The sequence below is a fragment of the Streptomyces sp. NPDC052496 genome (genome assembly GCF_040679095.1).
GTDB lineage: Bacteria > Actinomycetota > Actinomycetes > Streptomycetales > Streptomycetaceae > Streptomyces.
On the sequence record NZ_JBFAUH010000022.1, the window covers coordinates 81,792 to 104,999 of the forward strand.

General features: G+C 72.4%; 20 protein-coding genes and 2 pseudogenes. 16 read left to right on the forward strand and 6 right to left on the reverse strand.

The features are described from left to right. Positions 1–90: 90 nt before the first annotated feature. A complete protein-coding gene (locus AB0L45_RS27200) occupies positions 91–837 on the forward strand; it encodes a sulfite exporter TauE/SafE family protein (RefSeq protein WP_365844358.1) in 747 nt (248 codons plus the stop codon). Between the two features lie 91 nt (positions 838–928). Here the strand turns inward: AB0L45_RS27200 and AB0L45_RS27205 are convergent, their stop codons facing one another. Then, the gene (locus tag AB0L45_RS27205; RefSeq protein WP_365844360.1) at positions 929–1,207 is read right to left on the reverse strand and encodes a metal-sensitive transcriptional regulator; all 279 of its coding nucleotides are present in this window, start codon (positions 1,205–1,207) and stop codon (positions 929–931) included. Positions 1,208–1,362: 155 nt separating this feature from the next. On the opposite strand from AB0L45_RS27205, the gene AB0L45_RS27210 reads away from it, so the two are divergent. The 5 genes from AB0L45_RS27210 to AB0L45_RS27230 all read left to right on the forward strand — a co-directional run bounded on the left by AB0L45_RS27210 (position 1,363) and on the right by AB0L45_RS27230 (position 5,415). Continuing rightward, positions 1,363–1,941 carry a rhodanese-like domain-containing protein gene (locus AB0L45_RS27210; RefSeq protein ID WP_365844362.1) on the forward strand — a complete coding sequence of 193 codons (579 nt, stop codon included), beginning with the start codon at positions 1,363–1,365 and terminating at the stop codon, positions 1,939–1,941. A gap of 195 nt (positions 1,942–2,136) precedes the next feature. Then, a complete protein-coding gene (locus tag AB0L45_RS27215; RefSeq protein ID WP_365844509.1) occupies positions 2,137–2,946 on the forward strand; it encodes an SAM-dependent methyltransferase in 810 nt (269 codons plus the stop codon). 86 nt (positions 2,947–3,032) lie between these two features. Continuing rightward, positions 3,033–3,605: a hypothetical protein gene (locus AB0L45_RS27220; protein ID WP_365844364.1), complete on the forward strand. Its 573-nt coding sequence runs from the start codon at positions 3,033–3,035 to the stop codon at positions 3,603–3,605. A gap of 142 nt (positions 3,606–3,747) precedes the next feature. Next, positions 3,748–4,488, forward strand: a complete 741-nt coding sequence (locus AB0L45_RS27225; protein WP_365844366.1) for a hypothetical protein — start codon at positions 3,748–3,750, stop codon at positions 4,486–4,488. Positions 4,489–4,617: 129 nt separating this feature from the next. After that, complete coding sequence (locus AB0L45_RS27230; RefSeq protein WP_365844368.1) at positions 4,618–5,415, forward strand: inositol monophosphatase family protein; 798 nt, start codon at positions 4,618–4,620, stop codon at positions 5,413–5,415. Between the two features lie 91 nt (positions 5,416–5,506). Here the strand turns inward: AB0L45_RS27230 and AB0L45_RS27235 are convergent, their stop codons facing one another. Continuing rightward, positions 5,507–7,126 carry a fibronectin type III domain-containing protein gene (locus tag AB0L45_RS27235; RefSeq protein WP_365844370.1) on the reverse strand — a complete coding sequence of 540 codons (1,620 nt, stop codon included), beginning with the start codon at positions 7,124–7,126 and terminating at the stop codon, positions 5,507–5,509. A gap of 329 nt (positions 7,127–7,455) precedes the next feature. Between AB0L45_RS27235 and AB0L45_RS27240 the strand changes: the two genes are divergently transcribed. The 6 genes from AB0L45_RS27240 to AB0L45_RS27265 all read left to right on the forward strand — a co-directional run bounded on the left by AB0L45_RS27240 (position 7,456) and on the right by AB0L45_RS27265 (position 14,222). Beyond that, positions 7,456–7,908, forward strand: a complete 453-nt coding sequence (locus AB0L45_RS27240; protein ID WP_365844372.1) for a nuclear transport factor 2 family protein — start codon at positions 7,456–7,458, stop codon at positions 7,906–7,908. 208 nt (positions 7,909–8,116) lie between these two features. Then, positions 8,117–9,139 (forward strand): membrane dipeptidase, encoded by a 1,023-nt coding sequence (locus AB0L45_RS27245; RefSeq protein ID WP_365844374.1) that lies wholly within the window; start codon positions 8,117–8,119, stop codon positions 9,137–9,139. Positions 9,140–9,371: 232 nt separating this feature from the next. After that, positions 9,372–10,454 carry a M20 family metallopeptidase gene (locus AB0L45_RS27250; RefSeq protein WP_365844511.1) on the forward strand — a complete coding sequence of 361 codons (1,083 nt, stop codon included), beginning with the start codon at positions 9,372–9,374 and terminating at the stop codon, positions 10,452–10,454. Beyond that, on the forward strand, positions 10,451–11,224 hold the full coding sequence (locus tag AB0L45_RS27255) for a GNAT family N-acetyltransferase (RefSeq protein WP_365844376.1): 774 nt from the start codon (positions 10,451–10,453) through the stop codon (positions 11,222–11,224). Before AB0L45_RS27250 ends, AB0L45_RS27255 begins: the two co-directional genes overlap by 4 nt. Before the next feature lie 140 nt (positions 11,225–11,364). Further along, the gene (gene menC, locus AB0L45_RS27260; protein ID WP_365844378.1) at positions 11,365–12,474 is read left to right on the forward strand and encodes an o-succinylbenzoate synthase; all 1,110 of its coding nucleotides are present in this window, start codon (positions 11,365–11,367) and stop codon (positions 12,472–12,474) included. A 110-nt stretch (positions 12,475–12,584) separates the two neighbouring features. Further along, on the forward strand, positions 12,585–14,222 hold the full coding sequence (locus AB0L45_RS27265) for a helix-turn-helix domain-containing protein (protein WP_365844379.1): 1,638 nt from the start codon (positions 12,585–12,587) through the stop codon (positions 14,220–14,222). On the opposite strand, the gene AB0L45_RS27270 is transcribed toward AB0L45_RS27265, so the two are convergent. Further along, positions 14,203–15,315: a serine hydrolase domain-containing protein gene (locus AB0L45_RS27270; RefSeq protein ID WP_365844381.1), complete on the reverse strand. Its 1,113-nt coding sequence runs from the start codon at positions 15,313–15,315 to the stop codon at positions 14,203–14,205. The two genes, AB0L45_RS27265 and AB0L45_RS27270, sit on opposite strands and share 20 nt — an antisense overlap. 352 nt (positions 15,316–15,667) lie before the next feature. Here AB0L45_RS27270 and AB0L45_RS27275 point away from each other — a divergent pair, with 352 nt between their 5' ends. The 4 genes and pseudogenes from AB0L45_RS27275 (at position 15,668) to AB0L45_RS27290 (ending at position 20,084) form a co-directional block, all read left to right on the forward strand. Next, complete coding sequence (locus AB0L45_RS27275) at positions 15,668–17,422, forward strand: glycoside hydrolase family 15 protein (RefSeq protein WP_365844383.1); 1,755 nt, start codon at positions 15,668–15,670, stop codon at positions 17,420–17,422. Positions 17,423–17,731: 309 nt separating this feature from the next. After that, positions 17,732–17,986, forward strand: a pseudogene (locus tag AB0L45_RS27280) (AAA family ATPase); the annotation flags it as partial. Positions 17,987–18,084: 98 nt separating this feature from the next. Beyond that, positions 18,085–19,566, forward strand: coding sequence for a hypothetical protein (locus AB0L45_RS27285; RefSeq protein ID WP_365844519.1), 1,482 nt, complete (start codon positions 18,085–18,087; stop codon positions 19,564–19,566). Continuing rightward, positions 19,563–20,084, forward strand: a complete 522-nt coding sequence (locus AB0L45_RS27290; RefSeq protein ID WP_365844385.1) for a LuxR C-terminal-related transcriptional regulator — start codon at positions 19,563–19,565, stop codon at positions 20,082–20,084. The genes AB0L45_RS27285 and AB0L45_RS27290 overlap by 4 nt, the downstream gene beginning before the upstream one ends. A 453-nt stretch (positions 20,085–20,537) precedes the next feature. Here the strand turns inward: AB0L45_RS27290 and AB0L45_RS27295 are convergent, their stop codons facing one another. From AB0L45_RS27295 to AB0L45_RS27305, 3 genes and pseudogenes are all read right to left on the reverse strand, one after another. Continuing rightward, complete coding sequence (locus AB0L45_RS27295; protein WP_365844387.1) at positions 20,538–21,527, reverse strand: phospholipase; 990 nt, start codon at positions 21,525–21,527, stop codon at positions 20,538–20,540. Between the two features lie 352 nt (positions 21,528–21,879). Further along, a pseudogene (locus tag AB0L45_RS27300) lies at positions 21,880–22,052 on the reverse strand (DUF1345 domain-containing protein); the annotation flags it as partial. 21 nt (positions 22,053–22,073) lie between these two features. Next, positions 22,074–23,030 carry an aldo/keto reductase gene (locus AB0L45_RS27305; RefSeq protein ID WP_365844389.1) on the reverse strand — a complete coding sequence of 319 codons (957 nt, stop codon included), beginning with the start codon at positions 23,028–23,030 and terminating at the stop codon, positions 22,074–22,076. Positions 23,031–23,208: the final 178 nt, after the last annotated feature.

Here is a 23,208-nt window from a genome sequence, read left to right on the forward strand (position 1 = left end):
CTGTACCTGTATACGGACCTGTACCTGTATACGTATCTGCGCCTGTATACGTACCTGCGTTCGCGCCGGTGACCGGGGTGGCTCGGCAGCGTGAGTGCACTGATCCTGGCCCTGGTCGCGGGCGGTGCGGTCGGTCTGGCGCTCGGCGCGCTCGGCGGGGGCGGCAGCGTCCTGGCCGTACCGGCGCTGATCTACCTGCTCGGCTTCACGCCCGCCGCGGCCACCACCGCGAGCCTGCTCATCGTCACCGCCACCTCCCTGACCGTGCTGTACGCACACGCGCGGGCCGGGCATGTGCGGTGGAAGGCGGGAGCGGCGTTCGCCGCCGCCGGGGTCCTGCCCGCGGCTCTCGCCGGGGCCGCGGCCGCCCGTCTGCCCCAGGCCGCCCTCACCCTCGCCTTCGCGGGCGTCGCCGCGCTCGCCGCGGTCATGATGCTGCGCCCGGCCGCGGCGAGGGCCGGGGACCGAGGGGTACGGCCGGGGCGGGCCGCGGGTGCCGGAGCGGGGCTCGGTGCCCTGACCGGGCTGCTCGGTGTGGGCGGCGGCTTCCTCGCCGTACCGGCCCTGGTCACCGTACTGGCCTTCGAGATGCAGGCCGCCGTCGGCACCAGCCTGCTGGTCATCAGCGTCAACTCGCTGGCCTCACTGGCCACCCGTTCCGGGGCGGCCGGCTCCCTGGACTGGACGGTCGTCGGCCCGTTCACGGCGGCTGCCGTACTGGGGGCCTGGGACGGTAAACGCCTCGCCGCGAAAGTCTCCGGGCCCCGGCTCCAGCGCCTGTTCGCCTTCGCCCTGCTGGCCGTGGCGGCCTTCATGATCGTCGAGGCCGCGACGTGACGCGGGGTGCGGGAAGGCGTGGCGCGGGGGCGCGTGCCGCCGGCGCGTGTGCGGCGGAGCGGCGAAGGGGCCGGGCTGCCGGTAACCGCCGTCAGGCCAGCGAAAGGAACAGCTTCTCCAGCCTCGCCCGCATCTGCTCCCGGTCCCCGCCGGTCTGCTCCCGGTCGGCCATGCAGTGCTGCAGGCCCGTCGCGATGATCGCGAACCCGGCCCGGTCCAGCGCGCGGGAGACCGCCGCGAGCTGTGTGATGACGTCCTCGCAGTCCCGGCCGTCCTCGATCATCTTGATGATGCCGGCGATCTGGCCCTGGGCCCGCCGCAGCCGGTTGAGCACGCTCTTCAGCTCATCGGCCGCCATCTCCAGCTCCACACTTCCTCCTCCGTGGCCGGCCCGCGTCCTGGGAACGGCCCGGCACACCTCAGCCCGTCCGGGCGTGGCTTCGGGGACATCGGATACCCCGCCGGGTACCCTAGTCCGTTCAGGATCCATCCCCGGGTGACGAAACGAACAGGAACCCCACGCACATGATCACCCACGCTGCCGTCCACCCCGGCCAGGCCGTCGACCGCCTGAGCGCCTACACCGTCGTCGACGTACGCACCCCCGGCGAATACGCCGCGGGCCACCTGCCCGGCGCCCACAACATCCCCCTCGACCACCTCGCGACCGCCCTGCCCGCCCTGAAGGCGGCAGCCGCCCGCGGTGAACTGCTGATGGTCTGCGCCTCCGGCAACCGCTCCGCCACCGCCTGCGAACAGCTCGCCGCCGCGGACGTCCCCGCCACCACCCTCACCGGCGGCACCGCCGCCTGGACCGCGCAGGGGTACCCGGTCGAACGCGCGGCGAACAGCGGTGCTCGGACCGTCTGGCCCATGGAACGCCAGGTCCGCCTCGCCGCCGGCTCCCTCGTGGTGGCCGGTCTCGCGCTCGGCGCCCGATACCGGCAGGCCCGCTGGCTGTCCGCCGCGATCGGCGGCGGCCTGGTCTTCTCCGCCGTCACCGACACCTGCGGCATGGCGTCCGTGCTCGCCAGGTTCCCCCACAACCGGCCCCGCGCCGCCGACTTCGACGCCACGCTCGCATCCCTCGGCGGCCGGCGGTAGCCAACGGCCCCCGTACGCGCGCGCCTTGCCGAGCTGGGCGGTACGCACACGCCGCCCAGCTCGTGTCACCGCCGAGGCGCCTGCCGGAAAACAACAGCAGACCCACCACCCCCACAAGCCCCACCAGCGCACCACATACACTCGCCGTGGCGCCGGACCGTCGTGGCGCGGGTACGACCGTAAGGAGCAGGGGTGTTGGAGCAGGGCTACCCGGTGGGCCGGATCGATACCGGTACGGCTCACTCGGCGCGCGTGTACGACTACATCCTCGGCGGGAAGGACCATTACGCCGTGGACCGCGAGGCCGGTGACGTGATGTGCCAGGAGTGGCCGGCGCTGCCCGTCCACATGCGGGCCAACCGGAAGTTCATGCACCGCGCGGCCCGCTACCTGGCCCGCGAGGAAGGCATCGGACAGTTCCTCGACATCGGCACCGGCCTGCCCACCTCCCCGAACCTGCACGAAGTGGTCCAGCAGGTACGGCCCGACGCCCGGGCGGTGTACGTCGACAACGACCCGATCGTGCTGACCCACGCGCGGGCGCTGCTGACCGGCTCCGCCGAGGGCCGGACCGCGTACATCGACGCCGACATGCGCGACCCGGAGGCCATCATCGGATCCGAGAAGTTCCAGGAGCTGCTGGACCTGCGGCAGCCGGTCGGCCTGATGATCATCGGCATCCTCCACTTCATCCTGCCGCCCGACGACCACAGCCTGGTACGCCGCCTCCTGGAGCCGCTGCCCGCGGGCAGCTTCCTGGCCATGACCATCGGTACCGCGGACTTCGCGCCGCGCGAGGTCAACCGGGTCGCGGACGAGTACGCGCGCCGGGGCATGCCCATGCGGCTGCGCACCAGGGCCGAGGCCGAGGCGCTCTTCGAGGGGCTGGACCTGGTCGCCCCCGGGCTGACCCAGGTCCACCACTGGCGCCCCGACGCGGACCAGGAACAGGTCGACGACCGCGACATCGCGATGTACGGGGCGGTCGCCCGTAAGAACGCCTGACACGACCCGGCCAGTTCCGCTCCACTCCGACGTCGGCTCCGAACCATATGTGACGAGCCGACGGACCGAGTGCAAGGGGGAGCCGCATGCTGCTGACGCTGACCGGAGGATCGGGTGCGGGCAAGACCACGCTGGCACACGCGCTGACTGCCACCGCACCCCAACTCTCCACCCAACTCCTGCACGGCGACGCGTACTACTTCGAGACCCCGGAGCGCGGCGGCGTCTGGATGCGCGACGACGCCGGCGTACCGCACCTGGACTACGGGATGCCCCAGTCGGTGGACCTGCGCCGGCTCACCCACGACACCGAGGTGGCGCTGGCCAAGGCCGCCGTCGTCATCGTCGAGGGCCTGTTCGCCCACCACGTCGCGCCCGCACCCCACTGGCCGCGCCTCGGCATCTTCCTCGACCTGCCGGCCGACCTCCGGCTGGTACGCAAGATCCAACGCAAATGCCTGCACCACGGTTTCCCCCTGGAAACCCTCCTGTGCAACTACCTCCACCACCGGCGTGCCGCCCACGAACGCCACGTAGAACCGGCCCGTGCACACAGCGACCTGATCCTCGACGGAACCCTGCCCACCGACACTCTGGCTCGCCAGGTCTGGTCGAGGGCAGGCTTGCTGCGCGTGGACGACGCCTGGAAGTCGGCGTGAAGTCATCACTTTGCTGATTGTTGACTGTGTCTTGGCCGTTCTTTGCCGGTAGCGTCCAGTCTTGATCGGCGAGCCCCGGACATCTTTCCGTGAGCCGCCCGTAGCCGCCGTAGTTGCTGGATGTCACGTCACCGGAGGATGTATGACCTCTCGTATCGCCGCCGTCATGACCACGTGCGCGCTCGGTCTCGGGGCGCTCGCCTCGGGAGCGGGTGTTGCCGCAGCGGCCCCGTCGGCCGCCTCCGCCGCCGTCGACGCGCGCGCCGCGGCCGTCGACCGGTGCAGCTATCAGGTGGTCCGCTCCGACGATTCCCGTTACGTCTACTCCGTGAGCGGAGTCGTCGGCGGCAGCACTCGCGAACTTCCGACACAGAAGGAGGACTTCGTGAGGATCGCCGGCGAGTGGCTGAAGGTCGCCCAGGTCGACGCGTGCGCGGACGGGCAGACTCAGGCCCCTGCCACGCTCCGCGTCACGGGCAAGCTGGAGCACCCGGAGCACTACGAACCGTCCGTACCGAGGACCATCCGCAGCGACGCCCTCAAGCCCGCCTCCTCCTCGGTGATCCCGAAGGCTCCGCGCCTGACGTCCGTCGACCGCATCGACGCGGCCACCGTCCGCGTCAACTGGGAGCCCGTACAAGGGAACCCGGATCAGGTGATCGTGCTGGAGCGCAAGCCCTTCTACAGCAGCGAGATCGGCGTGTGGCACCCCTACACGTTCCAGTGGGACGCGCCGAGCGGCGCTGCTTCGATGGAACGGAAGCTGCAACGTGACCCCGACGTCCCGTCCGAGGTGCGGTCGCACTCCTACTGGATGCGCGTGACGAAGAACGGATTCGTCAGTGATCTGCGCGCGGAGCGGCCGACGACCGTCGAGCCGTGACGGGCGGGTGACGCGGGGGCGCGGCCACCGCCTGCGAAGGCGCACGGCAGTTGAGCGCGCCGAGCCGCCCATGCGGCGGCCGTGCTCCGGCGTCACCGCGGCCGGGCCCGCGCCCGTAACCTGGCCCCCATGACCAACTCACTTACGGACCTTGACGATGCCGGGGTAGCGGCAGTGGCGGCGCGCGCCGGTGCGGACGTGGTACGCGACATGTACGGCCAGGAGCTCGCCCGCATCGACAAGGGGGCCGGGGACTTCGCCACCGCGGCCGATGTGGCGGCCGAGAAGACGATTCTCGACGTCATCCGGGTCGCCCGGCCGGACGACGCCGTGCTCGGCGAGGAGGGCGGGCAGCAAGGCGCCGCGGACACCACCCGGCAGTGGCTGGTGGACCCTTTGTGCGGCACGCTGAACTACGCCGTCGGGACCATGCTGGTCGCCGTCAACGTGGCGCTGCGCGGCGGTGCGGCAGCGGTGGCCGACCCGTTCGGTGACGAGCTCTTCTGCACGGACGGTGAGACCGCGTGGACGGGGAACGAAAGCTCCGGCAGCCGGCTGGCCCCCACGTCCGCCTCCCGGCTCGTGGACGTCAACCTCGACCCGCCGTTCCCCGGCGCGCCCGGCTTCCGGGCGGTCGAGCTGCTGGCCCACGCTTCCTTCGCGGAGCACTTCCGGCCGCGCGTGGCGTCCACGTCGCTCGCGTTGGCCTGGGTCGCGGCCGGCAAGCGCGCCGCGTACGTCACGGACGGCGCCGGCCTGTCCGGCAGCGTGCACTTCGCCGCCGGCATCGCTCTGTGCCGGGCCGCCGGCTGCGTCGTCACCGGGATCGACGGCGCGCCGGTCGGCCCGGGCGGGAACGGACTGGTCGCGGCCGCCGACCGGGAGACCCACGGGCTGCTGATGTCGATGATCCACAGCCGGCGGTAGCGCTGCCGCATACGGACGGACGGCCGCCCCCGGAGCGGCCGTCCGTCGCGTCCGGGGCGCTCGTTCGCCGCCCCGGACGGGAGGGCAGGGGTCACAGCCGGGACTGGGCCCCGAGGGTCGGAGTGGCGCCGTTCTTGTAGAGGGCGATGAGCTTGCTGAAGTCGAACGGCCGCTGGTCCACGCAGGTGCAGCGGTAGGTGTCGCACTGGTCGCAGCCGACGGTGCACGGCGGCTGGACGTCGGGGTTGCCCTGGTTGTGGTCGCGGGTGGCGTCCCAGCCGGACAGGGCGCCGAGCTGGTGCTCGTGGGCGAACTCGACCAGGCTGCGCTGGTTGTCGAGGGTGAAGACCCGCTTGTTGATGTTGCAGCCGAACATCGGGGTGGCGCCCGTACGGTTCCAGACCTTCGTCGCGTTCCACGTGGGCCACAGCGAACCGATCTGGCCGTGCATGGCCTTCAGGCCGATGACGCAGCACTCGTACATGTCGGGCGGCGCGCTCTGGCCGAACTCCATCAGCATGCCGTTGACCAGGCCGGGTTCGATGCCGGCGGCGGCGACCTTGGCCAGGAACTTCACGCCGACCGGGCTGAAGCCCGCCGACCCCTCACCGGGCTGCGCGTCGGCGGGGAGGGTGTAGGACACCTTGAGGCCGGGGTGCTTGGCGAGGACCTGGGAGACGGCCGCCGTGTGCCGCAGGTGGGCCGCCTCGTCGGACAGGAAGTCGCCCTCGAAGTCGAAGTCCAGGCGCGCCACCGTGTAGTTGCGCAGGAACGCCTCGTACTGCTCGACGATCTTCGGGACGCTCGTCTCGACGGCTTCGAGAGGCCGCCCGGAGGCACCGCCGCAGGAGAAGGCGACCTTGCCGCCGGTGACGGCCAGCTGCTCGATGTCCTTCTTGCCGTACGAGCTCTGGTCGACCTCCCAGTCGGCGCCGTCCTGCCCCGCCCACGCCAGCTTCTTGCTGCTGTTGGCGACGATGAAGCCCAGCATGAAGCCGTCGACACCGGATTCCTGCGCGTACTGGGGGAGGCTGGGGTTCGGCCAGGCCATGTAGTCCACGTACGGCGCGCGCGGCATGTCCCAGGGGCCGCCGTCGGGGAGCTTGTCGGACGTGGTGAACTCCAGCGGCTGCGACTGGTCGGAACGGTTGCCGGCCAGGTCCAGGGCGGTGACGCGGACGGTGTACTTGGTCGTCGGGGAGAGCCCCGAGAGCACCGCCGTCTCGTCCTTCACGCGCAGCGGCTGGGGACCGCCGTAGACCACTTCGTACCCCAGCACGCCGATGTTGTCGGTGGAGGGGTTCCACGAGAGCGTGGCCTGCGTCGGGCCGAGGGTGTCCACCCGTACGTTGCCGGGCACGCTCGGCGGAGTCGTGTCGTCCGGTACGTCCGCGGGCCGGCCATTGATCTTGAATTCGGTCGGCAGCGGGCCGGGGCCCGGCATGGACCGGGCGAAGCCGAGCCTGAACTCCTGGTTGCCGCGCTGCGGCTGGACGGTCTGGCGCTCGGGCACCAGGCGCCCGGTGATCACATTGCCCGACCGCTGCCAGACGAGCCCGTAGACGTCGGTGACGTTCTGGTCCGACTGCACGCGGAAAGAGATCTCCGGGTTGACGAGTGGTTCGCTTTCGAAATTCCAGACCGTGGCCTTCATGGTGCCGTACCACTCACCAGGAGATTCCCATTCCGGCGTGACGTACTGCTTTGCCATGTCCATACCCCTTGCTTCCGGCGTCCGTTCCCGGACGGCCCTGCCTCCGTTGCGACAGGGAACCTAGGTACGGCGAATACCCTCGTCAATCACGGAATTCGGCCAGCGGCGGACCGGCCGGAAGAACGCGTGCCGGGCGGTGGGAACGCGCCGCCGACGGAACGGCGCGGAATCGAGGGAGTGAGGGCGGGGGCCGGTGCGAAGGGATTGAGCGTATGTGATGCGGAGTGGTGAGAGGTGCGCGTCGGATGAGAAAAGGGATCTGCGCGGTGCGGCGTCCGCACGGAGACGGACGCGCTGTTCGCGACGGCTCGACTACGCTGTCCCGCATGACGGAGCCGCCGTTGCACCCCAACGTCGAAATGGCCATTCATTATCACGAGGCGGTTGCCCGTGGTGCGGTCGGCGAGGAACTGGCCTGCTTTTTCGCCGAGGAGGTGGAGCAGCAGGAGTTTCCCAACGCCCTGTTTCCCGAGGGCGTCCGGCGGGACCTGGCCGACGTGCTGCGGAGTGCGGAGCGGGGCCGTGGAATCATCAACCGTCAACGGTTCGAGACGCACAACGCGATCGCGGTCGGCGACCAGGTGGCCATGGAAGTGACATGGACCGGGACGCTCGCCGCACCGGCGGGGGGCCTGCCCGAAGGACACGTGCTGCGCGCCCATATCGCGGTCTTCCTCGAATTCCGTGCCGGCAAGATCGTCGCCCAGCGCAACTACGACTGCTACGAACGCCTGGAGCAGGACCAGAGCCCGGCACGTCAGGGGCGCGCGGACAGCTGACGCCGGCGGGCCGGGTTGTCCGTACGGCCAACGCGTGCCCCGCCGGTTCGTCGTATCGGACCAAGAAGGCGGCGGCTCACCGTACGTACGCTGCGGCTGAGTTCATCCGGGCCGCCCGGAGGCGCGCCTGAAGTCCGGTACGGAACCACAGGGCAAGCCTCCCCGCGGCGCCGGCTGCCCCCGTTCCCCGCCCGCGAAAGGCACCGCCGTGACCCTGGACCTGCACCACCGCGCCGTCGTCGCCGATGCCCACAACGACCTCCTCATGGCCGTGGCCGCCCGCACCCCGGAACGCTGGGGCAGCTTCTTCCGCGACCGGTGGCTGCCGCAGCTGCGCGAGGGCGGCATCGACATCCAGGTCCTGCCGGTGTTCATCGACACGCAGTACCGCCCCGAGGGGGCGCTCCGGCAGACCCTCCGCATGATCGAGTGCGCCCATGTCCTCGCCGAGGCCAACGCGGAACAGGTCGCGCTGTGCCGCAACGGTGCGGAGATCGACGCGGCCCTGGCCGAGCACCGGATCGCCCTCGTTCTCGCGCTGGAGAGCGCGCCGGGCGTCGATGCCTCCGTCGAACTGTTCGCCACCCTGTTCCGGCTGGGCGTACGGATGGCCTCGATCGCCCACTGGGGACGTACGCCGCTCGCGGACGGCAGCCGGGAGGACGCCACCGGCAGCCGGCTCACCGCCGACGGCGTGCGGGCGCTGCACGAGATGGAGCGCCTGGGCATCCTGTTCGACATCTCCCACCTGGGCGCGAGCGGCGTCAGCCACGTCCTGGAGCTCGCCACCCGCCCGCTGATCGCCACGCACTCCTGCGCCCGCGCCCTGCGGGACCACCACCGCAACCTCACCGACGACCAGCTCCGCGGCGTGGCCGGCACCGGCGGCGTGGTGTGCGTGAACTTCGTCCCGGACTTCCTCACCGACGACGAGTCGAAGGTGAGCGTCGACCGGGTCGTCGACCACATCGAGCACGTCGTCTCGGTGGCCGGCATCGACCACGTCGGCCTCGGGTCGGACTTCGTCCGCGAGATCATCGCGGACCTCACACCGCCCTGCTGCGAGAACGCCGACGGCGACGACCCCGTGTTCGCCTTTCCCGACCTCGAAGGCCCGGCCGGTATGCCCCTGGTCACCGAGGCGATGGTCCGCCGGGGCCTGCCGGAGGAAGCCGTCCTGAAGATCCTCGGCGGAAACCTGCGGCGGCTCATGAGCACGTCCATGGGCTGACACGTCCATGGGCTGAACCGGCGGCCGCTAGGCCGCGAGCCGGAAGCCGAAAGCCACAAGGCCGAGAGCCGAGTACCGAAAGCCGAGCGCCGCCCAAGCCAAGCCGCATCGGCTACCTCAGCCACCTCACTCCCCGGGCCCGGCCGCCCGACACCTCACGAAGGACTCACCCGTGCCGCACGACTCCCCGCACCTGCCCGCGCCGGCGGACCACGCACCGCCCCTGGACGCCATGCTCGCCGACCTCGAAGAACTCGTGACCTGCGAGTCCTACTCGGCCGATCACGCAGCCGTGGCCCGCAGCGGCCGGGTGGTGGCCGCGCAGGGCACCCGCCTGCTCGGCGCCCCGCCCCGGACGCTCACCGTCGAAGGCATCACCCACGTGCAGTGGACCTTCGGAACGCCGCGCGTCCTGCTCCTGGGCCATCACGACACCGTCTGGCCGACCGGCTCCCTCAAAACCCACCCCTGGTCGGTCGAGCAGGGCATCGTCCGCGGCCCCGGGGTCTTCGACATGAAGGCCGGCCTGGTCCAGATGTTCCACGCGCTCGCCTCGCTGCCCTCCCTCGACGGTCTCTGCGTCCTCGTCACCGGTGACGAGGAGACCGGTTCGGACACCTCCCGCCGGATCATCGAGGACGTCGCGCGCCGGTGTTCGGCCACCCTCGTCCTGGAGCCGTCGGCGCCCGGCGGAGCCCTGAAGACCAGCCGCAAGGGCGTGTCCCTCTACGACATCACCGTCCGCGGCCGCGCCGCACACTCCGGCCTGGAACCGGAGAAGGGCATCAACGCGGCCACCGAACTCGCCCACCAGATCCTCGCGCTGGCCGGCATCGCCGACACCGTCACCGCCGCCACCGGGCCCGGTACGAGCGTCACTCCCACCGTGCTGGCAGCCGGCACGGCGAGCAACACCGTGCCCGCGCAGGCTGAACTGAGCGTGGACGTCCGGGTGCCGCACGCCGCGGCGCAGGAAGCGGTCGACCGGCTCATCAGGGGGCTGGAGCCGCAGGTCCCCGGCGCCCGCGTACGGATCAGCGGCGGTCCCGACCGGCCGCCCCTGGACCCCGCAGCCTCCCAGGACCTGTTCGCCCTGGCCACCGAGCAGGCCGCGCGGCTCGGCCTCGGCCCGCTGCGCCAGGCGGCCGTCGGCGGGGCCTCCGACGGCAACTACACCGCCGGGGTCGGCTGCCCCACCCTCGACGGCCTCGGCGCGGTGGGCGACGGCGCGCACGCCGACCACGAACACGTCGTCGCCGCCGCCCTGCCGGCCCGCGCCCGGCTCCTGGCCCACCTGGTCGGAGCACTGCGATGACGGCACCCACCATCCGGGAGCTCAGCCGCTTGGCGGACCTCGACGCCGTCAGTCTGCTCTACGCCGGCATCTGGGGCACCGAGCCCGGCAGTTCCCCTCTCTCCGCCGAGGTGATGCGGGCCCTCTCGCACGCCGGCAACTATGTGGCGGGAGCGTACGAGGGCGGCCGGCTGGTGGGGGCGTCCGTCGCCTTCTTCGGCGAACCCGTGGGCGCCAGCCTGCACTCGCACATCACCGGTGCCGTCATGGGACGCGGCGTGGGCCTGGCGCTCAAGCTGCACCAGCGGCGCTGGGCGATGGCCCGTCAGCTGCGGCGCATCACCTGGACCTACGATCCGCTGATCCGCCGTAACGCCTACTTCAACCTGGTCAAACTCGGCGCCCGGCCGCAGGAGTACCTCACCTCCTTCTACGGCGCGATGGACGACGTGATCAACGGCGGCGACGAGTCCGACCGGGTGCTGGCCGCCTGGGACCTGGCCGCGCCCTGCCCGCCCGGGACGACCGAGCTGCCCGCCGGTGCCGTCCACGGCCTCCGGGACCACGGCGGCCGCCCCGAGCCCGGCACCACCGACGCCGAGACCGTACTGATCGACCTGCCCGACGACATCGAGGCCCTGCGCCGCACGGACCCCGGCGCCGCCCGCGCCTGGCGGTTCGCCGTACGGGAGACCCTGGGCGGCCTGCTCGCCGAAGGCGCCCACGTCGTCGGCTTCCACGACCGCCGCCGCTACGTGGTCCAGCGCCCCACCGCGCCCGCCGCAGCCTGACACGCGCGTGGGGCACCCATGCCTGACACCCGCGCGCGACATCCGTGCGTGACACCCCTGTCCGAACACCCACGCCTGCTTCCCGCCCCCACCACTGCCCCCGCCCCCGCACTGCCCTCCCCGCAAAGGAGCCACCCCCCGTGAAGACCAAGATCTCCGGCGTCGAGCTGCGCCGGATCGCGATGCCGCTCGTCGCCCCGTTCCGTACCTCCTTCGGTGTGGAGACCAGCCGCGACGTGCTGCTGGTCCGCGTCGTCACCTCGGAGGGCGAGGGGTGGGCCGAGTGCGCGGTGATGTCCGAGCCCCGCTACTGCTCCGAGTACGTCGACGGGGCCCAGGACGTCCTGCGCAGGTTCCTCGTGCCCGCCCTGCCGAAGGACGGCGTGGACGCGCACACGGTGGCACGGGTCCTGGAGCCGTTCACCGGCCACCGGATGGCGAAGGCCGCGCTGGAGACGGCGGTGCTGGACGCCCAGCTCCGCAGCGCCGGCGAGTCCTTCGGCTCCTACCTGGGGGCGGCCCGGGACCGGGTGCCCTGCGGCGTCTCGGTCGGGATCATGGACTCCGTACCCGAACTCCTGGACGCCGTGGACGGATATCTCGCCGAGGGTTACGTACGGATCAAGCTGAAGATCGAGCCGGGCTGGGACGTCGAGCCGGTACGCGCCGTACGCGAGCGCTTCGGCGACGCTCTGCTGTTGCAGGTCGACGCCAACGCCGCCTACACGCCGGCGGACGCCCGGCAGCTGGCCGAACTGGACGCCTTCGACCTCCTGCTGATCGAACAGCCGCTGGCCAACGACGACCTGGTGCGCCACGCCGAACTGGCCAAGCTGCTGCGCACCCCGGTCTGCCTGGACGAATCCATCGAGTCCGCCGCCCACGCCGCGGCGGCCGTCTCCCTCGGCGCCTGCTCCGTCATCAACATCAAGCCGGCCCGCGTCGGTGGTTACCTCGAAGCCCGCCGCATCCACGACGTCGCGCGCGCCCACGGCGTCCCGGTCTGGTGCGGCGGCATGCTGGAGACCGGCATCGGCCGCGCCGCCAACGTCGCCCTGGCCGCCTTGCCCGGCTTCACCCTGCCCGGCGACACCTCCGGCTCCAGCCGCTACTTCGCCACCGACATCACCGAGCCGTTCGTCCTGTCCGACGGCCACCTCGACGTTCCCGGCGGTCCCGGTCTCGGCGTCGAGCCGCTGCCCGACGTTCTCGAAGAAGTCACCACCGCCAGCGAGTGGATAGCGCTGTGAGCGCGCCGGCGGCCGGGCCGCTCCCTGCCGAGGGTTCGTACGGTGAGGGCAGTGAAGGCGGACGGCCTTAGGTTGTACGGACGGACAGCGAGACCGATGAGGAGCACCCTATGGACGCCCGTACCGTCGGCGACCTGGTCGATGTCGTCGGCAGCCCGCCCCTGCGGCTGCACACGGCACCCGCCGGCCCGGCCGTCCCGGTCACCGAGGTGCTGCTGTACGACGCGCACGCCCCGCTGCCCGACGCGCCCGGTGCCCTGCTGCTCGCGGTCGGCGTGCGGGCGGCCGCGGCCGGGCCGCTGGTGCGGGCCGCGGCCGGGGCCGGGATGGCCGGGATCGTGGTGCGCGGTACGGACGGGCCGGCCGGCGAGGCGGAGGCGTACGGCACGGCGCTGCTCACCATCGACGAGGACGCGGCCTGGCACCACGTCCACCTGATGCTGGCCTCGGCGATCGGCACCCGGTCCGCCCACGGCACCGGGCTGGGGGACCTGTTCGCGCTGGCCGACGCGATCGCGGCGGCGACCGGCGGGGCGACGGCCGTGGAGGACCCGCGCCAGCGGATCCTGGCCTACTCCACCGTGCCCGGCCAGCCGGTCGACGAGGACCGCCGGCAAGGCATCCTGGGGCTTCAGGTTCCGGGCAGCGTGGACAACTCGGCCCAGGTCCGGTCGGTGTTCGCCGCGGACGGCCCGGTGCGGCTGCCCGCGCTCACCGCGGGCGACCTGCCGCGACTCGCCGTCGCGGTGCGGGCCGGCGGCGAGACGCTCGGCTCGGTCTGGGTGATCGACAGCGGTACGCTCGCCCCGGACGCCGAGCAGACCCTGGCCCGGGGCGCGTCCACGGCGGCGCTGCTCCTGCTGCGTGCCCGCGCTGCCCAGGAACTGGCCCGCCACCAGAACACCGACCTGGTGCGCCGCCTGCTGAACGGCTCGGCGGACGCCTCGGCCGCGGCACACCGGCTGGGCTGGGACGCGGTCCGCGTGGCCGCGTTCGTGCCGGCCTCCGCGGCGAGCGTGCCGGACGCCGAACGGACCTCGCTGCGGCTGCTGGACGTCGTACGCCTGCAGTGCGAGGTGCGGTACGGGCGGCACGCGTGCGCGCTCCTGGACGGAGTGGTGTACGCGCTGCTGCCCGCACCCGGCGAGCACGGCGGGCCGCCCGCGCCGCAGCACCGCAGGACGGCCCATCAGCGGCACCGGCAGCTCGCCGAGGACATCGTGCGCCGGGCCGAACGGTCGCTGCGCGTACCGGTACGGGCGGCGCTCGGCGAGACCGCGGACCTCGGCGGCGTGGCGGACTCGCGTGCGGACGCGGACATGGTCCTGCGCCTGCTGCACGACGCCCTGCCGGTGGCCGCCGTCGACGAGGTACGCCCGCAGGTGACCCTGCTGCGGCTCGCCGAGGTGATGAGCGAGCGGCGGGAGCTGCGTACGGGCGCCTGGCACCGGGTCCTGGCGGCGGACGCCGAGCACGGCACCGACCACGCCCGCACCCTGGTGTCCTGGTTCGACGCCGGCTGCGACGTGGCCGGCGCGGCTCGGCTGCTCTCCGTCCACCCCAACACCTGCCGCTACCGCCTGAAGCAGGTCGGCCGGCAGCTCGGCATCGACCTCGGTGACCCCGACGAACGGCTGGTCCTCTGGCTCCAGTTGCGGACCCTGGCGGGGCTCGGCGGTAACGCGGGAGCCGCGGAAGCCGGCCCCGCCCAGGGTCCAGGCACCCCCGTCAGCGGAGTTCGCGGATGAGATCGCCGATGATGGCGTCCACCTTGTCCGAGTCGAACGATTCCGAGCCGATCAGCAGCGTCACGGCCCGCTGTCCGTCATCGGTGACCGCGTTCCGGAATGTGTGGCCGCTCTCCATATGGCCGCTGTGCCCCCAGGTGACGAATCCCGGAACGCGCTCGTAGCGCTCGACTCCGAGGCCGTAGTGCTCGCCCGGGAAGCTGTCCGGCACGGTCTTCTTCATCTCGGCGAGCTGCGCCGGAGCCAGCAGTTTCCCGGACATCAGCGCGGTCCAGAACGCGGTCGCGTCGGCGCCGGTGGAAATCAGCGCACCCGACGCGTCGGCACCGGAGGTGTTCCATTCCGTCCGGTCCAGCAGCGTTCCGTCCCGGTCCACATAGCCGCGCAGGTCCGGCTCGGGCAGTGTGGTCCGGTCGCCGGGCCAGTAGGTCTCGCGCAGTCCGAGGGGCTTGATGATGCGCCGCTCGATCTCGGTGCCGATGCTACGGCCGGTGACTTTCGTGACGATCAAGCCGGCCAGGTTGTAATTGGTGTTGGAATAGGCGAATCCGGAAGGGGTCCGGTCATCGGGCGGGGGCAGTCGCAGCGCCTGTTCGACCGTTTCCCGAGGCTCCATGTGCTCCCAGCGGTGCGCCTCCAGGTCGTCCCACGCGTCCAGGTAGTCGGGCAGGCCGCTGGTGTGCTGCAACAGCTGCCGGACCGTGATCCGGCGCCCGTCGTAGTGCCGGGTACGGACGAGACCGGGCAGGTACGCGTCCACGGTGTCGGAGAGAGCGATCCTGCCTTCGCCGACCAGCTGGAGCACGACGGTCGCCGTCCAGGCCTTGGTGTTGCTGGCAATGCGGCTGTGCTCGTTGCCGGCGGCCTTTCGGCCCGTCCTGAGGTCGGCACGGCCGACACCGCTGTTCCGGACACCGCAGCGCGGACTCTGCACCGTCACGCTGATTCCGGAAGCGCCGACTTCCTCCAGGGCCCGCAGGGCTTTCCGTACGGGTGCGGTGTCACACCGCGGTGTCGCGGCCGACGCGGAAGGCGCGGTGAGCAGAGAAGAGGTGATGGCCAAGGCCACGACGGCACTCGTCCGGTATCGCATGGATGTCTCCTTCTCCGAAGGACTGATGGGGATGGCGTGCGGTCGGTTCCGTCTCGGGCCGCGGAATGCGGGCGCAGCCACCGCGGCGGGGCCCCAAGGCAGGCGCGGCCGCCGGAATGCGTATGCGGACAGCGTTGCCTTCGGCCCGGCCGCGCGCATGCGGCGCCTGTCCAGAGATTCGATGCCTCATTTGTGCGTCCGGCCAAAGAGGCGGCGCGTTATCGGGGCAGGGCGGGCCCGGACGCGGTGAGCCAGGGAAGTGACTCCGGAGCCTGCCGGTCATCGCCCGCGCAGGACCGGGTACAGGTCTGGCGTCCGTACGATCTGTCCGTCCGCACGAAAGCGCACCTCGATGGAAGACCTCCTCTCCGCGGCCGTACCGCCGCCCGCGGTCCTGCGGGACTACGCGTTCCTGGGTGACGGCGAGCGCGGCGCGGTGGTCGGGCCGCAGGGAGAGGTGGTGTGGCTGTGCGCGCCCCGCTGGCACGACGACGCGGTCTTCGCCGCACTGGTCGGCGGGCCGGGACACTACACCGTGCGGCCGCAGAACGCCTGGCGGGTGCGCGGGGGACACTACGAGGACGGCACGCTGATCCACGTCAGCCGCTGGGTCACCGACGAAGCCGTCATCGAGTGCCGGGAGGCGCTGGCGCTGCCCGGGGCGCGGGACGCGCTGGTACTGCTGCGCCGGGTGCGGGCGGTACGGGGAGACGCGCGGGTCCACCTCGTACTGGACCCGCGGCCCGGATTCGGCGCTGAGGTCATGACGGAGGAGCGCGGGACGGCGGACAGCCGTACCGCCGAGGGCGGCGGCCTGCACCTGTGGTTCGGCGGGGCGGCCGTCCGGCGGGGCCCGGGAGGCGGCTGGCAGGGCGCCTTCACCGTTCCGGAGGGGGAGGAGCGCGACCTCGTCCTGCGCATCGGCAGGCGGCCGCCGGACACCGCGCCGGAGCCGCGGCGGCTGTGGCGGCAGACGGCGGAGGCGTGGCGCGCGGCCGTACCCGGCTGCCTCGACACCGCCGCGCCCCGCGACGCCCGCCACGCCTTCGCCGTACTGCACGGGCTGACCAGCAGCTCCGGCGGCATGGTCGCGGCCGCCACCACCTCCCTGCCCGAGCGCGCCGAGGCCGGGCGCAACTACGACTACCGCTACACCTGGATCCGCGACCAGTGCTACGCCGGGCTCGCGGTGGCCGCCCACGGCCCGCACCCGCTGCTGGACCGGGCCGTGCGGTTCGTGAGCGCGCGGCTGCTGGAGGACGGCGACCGGCTCCGGCCCGCTTACACGGTGGACGGCGCACCGGTCGCCGACGAGCGCCCGCTGCCGCTGGTCGGGTACCCGGGCGGCAGCGACTTCGTCGGCAACCGCGCGGGCCGGCAGTACCAGCTCGACACGTACGGGGAGGCCCTGCAACTGCTCGCCGCGGCGGCCCGGCACGGCGGGCTGGACCGGGACGGCCGGCGGGCGGTGGAGGTCGCGGTGCGGAGCGTCGAACGGCGCTGGCAGCGGCCCGACGCCGGGGTCTGGGAGCTGGAGGACCGCTGGTGGACGCATTCACGGCTGAGCGTCGTGGCCGGGCTGCGGGCCGTGGCACGCGACGTTCCGGGACCGGCGGCGCACAGCCGGAACGAGCTGGCCGACGCCGTGGAGGCGGAGACGCGGCGGCGCTGTCTGCGGTCCGACGGCGTGTGGCTGCGCGCGCAGGACGACGCGGGGGCCGAAGGCGCCTTGCTGCTGCCGATGGCCCGCGGCTGCCTGCGTCCGGGAGACCCCAGTACGTACCGCACCCGGCGCTTCATCGAGGAGCAGCTGGTGCAGGACGGGTACCTCTACCGGTTCCGCCATGGTGACCGGCCGTTGGGTGAAGCCGAGGGAGCGTTCCTGCTCTGCGGCTTCATGATGGCGCTCGCCGCACACGCCGGAGGCGACCGGATCACGGCCTTCCGCTGGTTCGAACGGACCCGCAGCGCCTGCGGTACGCCCGGGCTGTTCGCCGAGGAGTACGACGTGGAACAGCGCCAGCTGCGGGGCAACCTCCCGCAGGCGTTCGTGCACGCCCTGCTCCTCGAAGCGGGCGCCCGGCTGACCGGGCCTGACCCCGCCTGACCGGACGCCGGACCCCGGCCGGCCGGACGGTCACCGCCATCTCGCGGAGCGCCCGCGGACGTTGATGCTTCCGCCGATTGTCGTTCCCGATCAAGAACCTGTCGGCCGTGCCCACCGTCTCCTGGACGAGAGATCAGTCAGGAAGGCACCGGTTGACGCACCGCACCGCACCGCACCGCACCGCGCCGACGCACCGCGCCGTGCGCGGCGGTCGCCCGCCGGTCCCTTCCCCTCCCCGCCCGGCGCCCGCCGCGGAGGAGGGCACAGGCCCGACCCCCTATGAACGAGAACGTGAGAAAGCCGCTGGCCATGGTGACTCGGAGGACGGTTCCGGTGCAGCTCGTGGCCCGAAACGCAGAGCGGTGTGAGTTCGACCGGTCAGTGACCTCGACGGCCGCCGGGCGCGGCGGGGCGGTCGTGGTGACAGGGGAGGCGGGGATCGGCAAGTCGGCGCTCATCGACGCCGTGGTGGGGGACCTGGACGAGTTCGAGGTGCTGCGGGCCGCCGGTACGGAGTTCGAACGCGACCTTCTCTACGCGACGCCGCACCAGCTGTGCGCTCCCCTCCTCGAACGCCGGCGCAGACTCCCCGTGGTCCAACAGCGAGCCCTGGAGGCGGCGTTAGGCCTCGGCGCGCAGATCTCGCCCGACCCGTCTGCTGCGTGGTGGACGACGCCCAGTGGATCGACGACGCTTCGCGGCGCGTGTTGGTGTTCGTGGCCCGGCGGGTGGCCGCCGAGCGCATCGCGACGGTGTTCGCCGCCCGCGACGCAGGCCTGCCGTCCGGCCTCGCCGAGCTGCCGCGCATCCCCCTCACGGGACTGGCCGACGAGGACGCCAGGGCCCTGCTGTGCGCGTCGACGCTCGCCGGGCCGGATGCCGAGGTCATCGACCGCATCCTCGCCGAGGCGCACGGGAACCCGCTGGCGCTGCTGGAGTTCGCCCACCACGCGGAACCGTTCGGCGTCCCCGGCCCCCGCCGGTTCCGGGCCGGCGTGGTCGACGCACTGGAGGAACAGTTCGTCCAGCGCTTCGAACGGCTGCCGGAGGCCGTACGGTCGCTGGTGGTGCTCGCCGCCACGGAACCGGTCGGCGACCTCGGCCTGCTGCGCCGCGCGGCCCGACTGCTCGGGCTGGACGCCGCGGAGCTCACGCTCGCGGAGAACGCCGGACTGCTGACCCTCGGGCCGCTGCTGCGCTTCCGCCACCCGCTGGTGCGCTCCGCCGTGTACGCGTCGGCCACCCCGGAGAAGCGCCGCGCCATGCACGGCGCCCTCGCGGCGGCGACCGACCCGGAGACCGACCTCGACCGCCGGGCGTGGCACCGGGCCCACGCGGTCATCCACCCCGACGAGGACATCGCGGCAGAGCTGGAACGGTCCGCCGACCGGGCCCGCCTGCGCGGCGGGTTCGCCGCGGCCGCCGCGTTCATGGAGCGGGCGGGGCAGCTGACCCCCGCTCCCGGCCGCCAGGCCGGACGGCTGCTCGGCGCGGCCCGACTGCGGTTGCAGGCCGGGGCGCCCGACGCGGCCCGCGCCCTGGTCACCCGGGCGGAGCGGCGCCCGATGGACGCCGAGGGCCGCGCCAGGGCGCGCCTGCTGCGGGCCCGGATCGACTATCAGCGGTCCCACAGCCCGGAAGCCACCGCCCGGCTCGTCGACGTCGTCACGGAACTGGCCCCCGAACAGGCCAGGGAGACCTATCTGGAAGCGTTCGCGTCGTTGATGTACAACGACAACCACCCGGGCCGGCTCAAGGAACTCGGCACCCGGATCCGCAGCCGGGCGCCGCAGCGGGAGACCGCCCGGCCGGCCGACCTGCTGCTGGACGCGCTGCTCGACCAGACCATGCGGCCCCCGGAGGAGGCGGTGCCCGCGATGCGTGACGCGGTCGCGGCGTACCGTAAGGCTGCCCGCTCGTCCGGCCCGTGGCGGATGAACCTGCTCTGCCAGGCCGTCATCGACCTGCGGGACGACGAGGCGATGGAGGAGACCGCGGACTGCCAGGCGGAAGTGGCGCGCCGTCAGGGCTCCCTCGCCTCGTTGCCGCAGGTCCTGCGCTACCAGGCGGTCGCCCGGGTGTCGGTCGGCCGGTTCGACGAGGCGCGCGCGCCGGCCGGGGTGCGGACGCCGCCGCGGCGATGACACACCTGGGGGCGCTGGCCCGTGCCTACCCCGCCCCCTGGGCCGTCGCCGAGTGGCTGCAAACCCGGGCCCTCCTCGAACGGGGCGAGGACTGCGAGGCGCTGTACCGGCAGGCCATCGGCCAGTTCGCCCGGACCCGGGTACGGGTGCTCCACGCGCGCGCCCGGCTCACATACGGGGAGTGGCTGCGCCGCGAGAACCGGCGGGCCGAGGCCCGTGACGAGCTGCGCGCGGCGCACGACATGCTGTCGCGCATCGGTGCCCGCGCCTTCGCCGAGCGCGCGGCCCGGGAACTGCGCGCCACCGGTGAACAGCCGCGCCGGCCCGGTGAGGACCCGCTGGGCCGGCTCACCGCGCAGGAACGGCTCATCGCCGGGAAGGCCGCCGCCGGGGCGACGTCCAAGGAAGTGGGCGTGATGCTGTTCCTCAGCCCCCGCACCATCGACACGCACTTGCGCAACGTGTACCGCAAACTGGGCATCTCCTCGCGCCGCCAGCTCCGCGAGATGTCGCTGTGAGGGCGCGGCCGGGCGGCAGGCCGGCCCGCCGGACCGCCGCCGTTCAGGACCGGTCCGCACCGGACCGGCCGAACAGCTCGATCTCCGCGATGGCGGCCGGCATGCGACTCCGGTCGTTCGTACATGCGTCTTCCCGCCTCTGCGTACGCGTCTCCCTGCCCGCGCTGCGGCGGACGCCACCCCCTGTCTAGAGCCCGCGCCCGCGCGTGAGAAGAGCCGGGAGGGCAATCCGGGCGGCCTCCCGGGCAGCGAAGCGGCGCCGCCGTGTTTCCCGTGCGGAACGTTTCCCCGGCTCCGGCCGGGTGATCCCGTGGCGTATTGCGGCAGCCGCTCGTTGCTTGCCTGCCGTTGCACCGGAAAAGCGGAAAGGCGCCTGACGGGAGCCGCGGCCCGTGTCAGGCGCCTTCCCTCACACGCCGTACGAAGAAGGCCGTACGAAGAAAGCCGACGTCACTACTTGAACAGGCGATCCCCGCTGTTGGCCATGCGGTGGGTACCGCTGTGGCGGTTCACCCAGTCGCGGATGGCGTTGATGGCGTTGGCGCACTGCCAGCTGTCGTTGTACTCGTGCTCTCCGGTGAAGTTGGCGTAGCCCGCGATGATGCCGTCCACCCGCGCCTCGCCCAGCAGTTTGTCGACGTACCACGGGTCGTTGTAGGTGGTCGTCCAGGAGAGGGTGGCGGCGAGCTGGCCGGCGGCGCGGTCCGCGGCGCCCTTCTTCAGCTCCGCGCACGTGTTGTAGGTGGCTTCCGTGCAGTTGCCGAAGCCCTTGGAGATGTTGTTGTCGCCGTAGTCCATCACCCGGCGGCCGTTCGGGAAGCCGGCACCGGACCGGTTGAAGGCGTTGCGGACCTGGTCGCGGGTGCCGGTCGTGGTGATGCCCTCCAGCTTGCCGAGCTTGCCCTCAAGGCTCTTCCAGCCCCTGCCCCCGACGTCCGGGGTGTTGCCGCCGTGGTACTCGAAGAACCCGTAGAGCACCTGGATCCCGGCCGCCGTCAGCCGCTGTGCCTTGTCGCGCAGCCCGGCGACGCTGCACGCACGGTTCGGCTCTTCACCGCAGTAGTTCGGGTCCTTGATGTCCAGCCAGACCAGCGACAGCCGGCGCCCCGCGGCGGCGTTGGAGAGGATGCGGTCGATCATGCTGTCGAAGCTGGGGCCGTACCGGTTGTCACCGGCCGAGGAGCAGTCGTGCCAAGCGCGCCATTCGTTCGGGTTCCACCAGGCACAGACGTCGATCTCGATGGCGTTGGCGCCGTGCTTGAGCGCGGCGTCCACGCCGTCCAGGGTGTCGACCCGGTGCGCGATGGCATAGATCGCGTGCCGCTGGTCGGCCGCTGCCGCCGGAGTCGTACCGAGCGCGGTGGTGCCGATGATCGCGCACAGCGCCGCCAGCAGCGCCAGTAAGGCCCGAGGGCCGGTGCCACGTCGGAGGTGAGTGGTCAAGAGAGGTACTCCTCGAAGTCGGTGTCCTGGAGCGCTGCGGAGCGGACAGCTGCGTGAAGTACGGCGGCGAGGGGGCGGTCGGGCGTGCCGACGCTGCCGTCGCGGGCGGGCGCGGCGCCGTCTCCGTGCGCTCGCCGAGCGGCGCGCCGCACGCCGGTGCCGTCGCCGCCGGCCCCGCGGCGCTCCGTTTCGTAAAAGGTGACGGCAACATTCCGTCTACCGGCGCGAAGTTATCGCGCCGGGCGCGGTGTCCGTGACCTGTTCTCGGTCTGTTTGCAGCACCAAATGGCCATTTTGCGGCCCGAGTCGGGCCCGGCCGTGTCCAGGGCGGGCCTTGCCGGACGACTCCGCCCTAGCCGCTGACCAACGCGGATACCAGGCTCGCCACGGTGACGGTGTTGAAGACGAAGCGGTGGCCGTGTTCGCCGCCACCGTTCGCCGCATGTCCCGTGAGGTCACCCTGACGTCGGTGGTGCCGAACCTCGTCATCGCCGCCAGGGCGAAGCAGACGTAATCGGCCCAGGCCGGGGGTTCCTCGCCGGGGGGTCAGGGCAGCGGCGCCCCGCGCGCGGCGACCCACAGCTCGTACCACTCCTCGTGTGTCAGGTCCGGCTCGCGGCGCACCGCGTCCGCGCAGGCGCCGATGCGTTCGGGCCGGGTGGTGCCGACGACGGGGGTGATACCCGCCGGGTGACGTCGGAGCCACCACAGGAGGATGGTTTCGGGGGTGGTGTCCTTGCGGTGGGCGAGGTCCGTGACGAGGCGGCCCACCGGCGTGTCCGCCTGGCTCAGGCGGCCCTGGGCGAGCGCGCCCCAGGCCTGCAGCCGGATGCCGTTGGCCGTGCAGTGTTCCAGCGTGCCGGGGGTGAAGCCGTTCCGCGTGGCGGCCGGGGTGTTGACCAGCACGCCTGCCTCCACCCAGTCGCGCCGGGCCAGGCTCATCTCCAGCTGGTCGACGACCAGGGGGACGTCCAGGTGGGCTTGGAGAGCGGCGATCTGCGGGCCGTTCATGTTGGACACGCCGAACTGCCGGACCAGGCCCTGGGCGTGGAGGGAGGTCAGTGCCCCGGCGATGTCCCGCGGGTCGGCGAGGGGGTCGGGACGGTGCAGGAGGAGGACGTCGAGGACGTCCGTGCGCAGCCGGCCGAGACTTTCCTCGACCCGGCGCAGGATGCTCGCTCCCCGCAGGTCGTAGTGCCCGGGCCGGTCGCCGTCGGGCAGCCGGATGCCGCACTTGGTCTGCAGGACGATGCGCTCCCGCAGCCCGGGCGTCCGGGCGAGCACCTCGCCGAAGACGGCCTCCGCCTTGCCGTGCCGGTAGATGTCGGCGTGGTCGAACGAAGTGATGCCGGCCGTCAGGGCTGCCTCGATCGCGGCCTCGGCGTGCTGGATGTCCTGTGGAGTGTACGGGCGGGTGTCCCAGTCGCCGCCGAGCCCCATGCACCCGTGTACGAGTTTGTGGGTGCGGATGTCGGTAGGTGTGGTTGAGGTATCAGCGGCCAAGTCGGTCTCCGTGGTGTGTGCGGGGAGTGGTGCGTGGAGAAAATACAGAAAGTGGTTGTGCGGAGAGCCGTCCGTGCGGTCGGCGGTGTCGTCGGTGTGCGTGCGACGCATGATGCGGCCGCTCTGTCCACTTCCCACTTCCCCGTACCCCGGGCCCGCACCATCAGGAGGGCCGACG

Bases quoted from the DNA above. Each gene is read 5' to 3' on its own strand.
- AB0L45_RS27275 (WP_365844383.1), top strand. From the start codon at position 15,668: ATGGAAGACCTCCTCTCCGCGGCCGTACCGCCGCCCGCGGTCCTGCGG.
- AB0L45_RS27265 (WP_365844379.1), top strand. From the start codon at position 12,585: ATGGACGCCCGTACCGTCGGCGACCTGGTCGATGTCGTCGGCAGCCCG.
- AB0L45_RS27220 (WP_365844364.1), top strand. From the start codon at position 3,033: ATGCTGCTGACGCTGACCGGAGGATCGGGTGCGGGCAAGACCACGCTG.
- AB0L45_RS27270 (WP_365844381.1), bottom strand. From the start codon at position 15,315: ATGCGATACCGGACGAGTGCCGTCGTGGCCTTGGCCATCACCTCTTCT.
- AB0L45_RS27290 (WP_365844385.1), top strand. From the start codon at position 19,563: ATGACACACCTGGGGGCGCTGGCCCGTGCCTACCCCGCCCCCTGGGCC.
- AB0L45_RS27255 (WP_365844376.1), top strand. From the start codon at position 10,451: ATGACGGCACCCACCATCCGGGAGCTCAGCCGCTTGGCGGACCTCGAC.
- AB0L45_RS27250 (WP_365844511.1), top strand. From the start codon at position 9,372: ATGCTCGCCGACCTCGAAGAACTCGTGACCTGCGAGTCCTACTCGGCC.
- AB0L45_RS27225 (WP_365844366.1), top strand. From the start codon at position 3,748: ATGACCTCTCGTATCGCCGCCGTCATGACCACGTGCGCGCTCGGTCTC.
- AB0L45_RS27240 (WP_365844372.1), top strand. From the start codon at position 7,456: ATGACGGAGCCGCCGTTGCACCCCAACGTCGAAATGGCCATTCATTAT.
- AB0L45_RS27235 (WP_365844370.1), bottom strand. From the start codon at position 7,126: ATGGCAAAGCAGTACGTCACGCCGGAATGGGAATCTCCTGGTGAGTGG.
- AB0L45_RS27230 (WP_365844368.1), top strand. From the start codon at position 4,618: ATGACCAACTCACTTACGGACCTTGACGATGCCGGGGTAGCGGCAGTG.
- AB0L45_RS27210 (WP_365844362.1), top strand. From the start codon at position 1,363: ATGATCACCCACGCTGCCGTCCACCCCGGCCAGGCCGTCGACCGCCTG.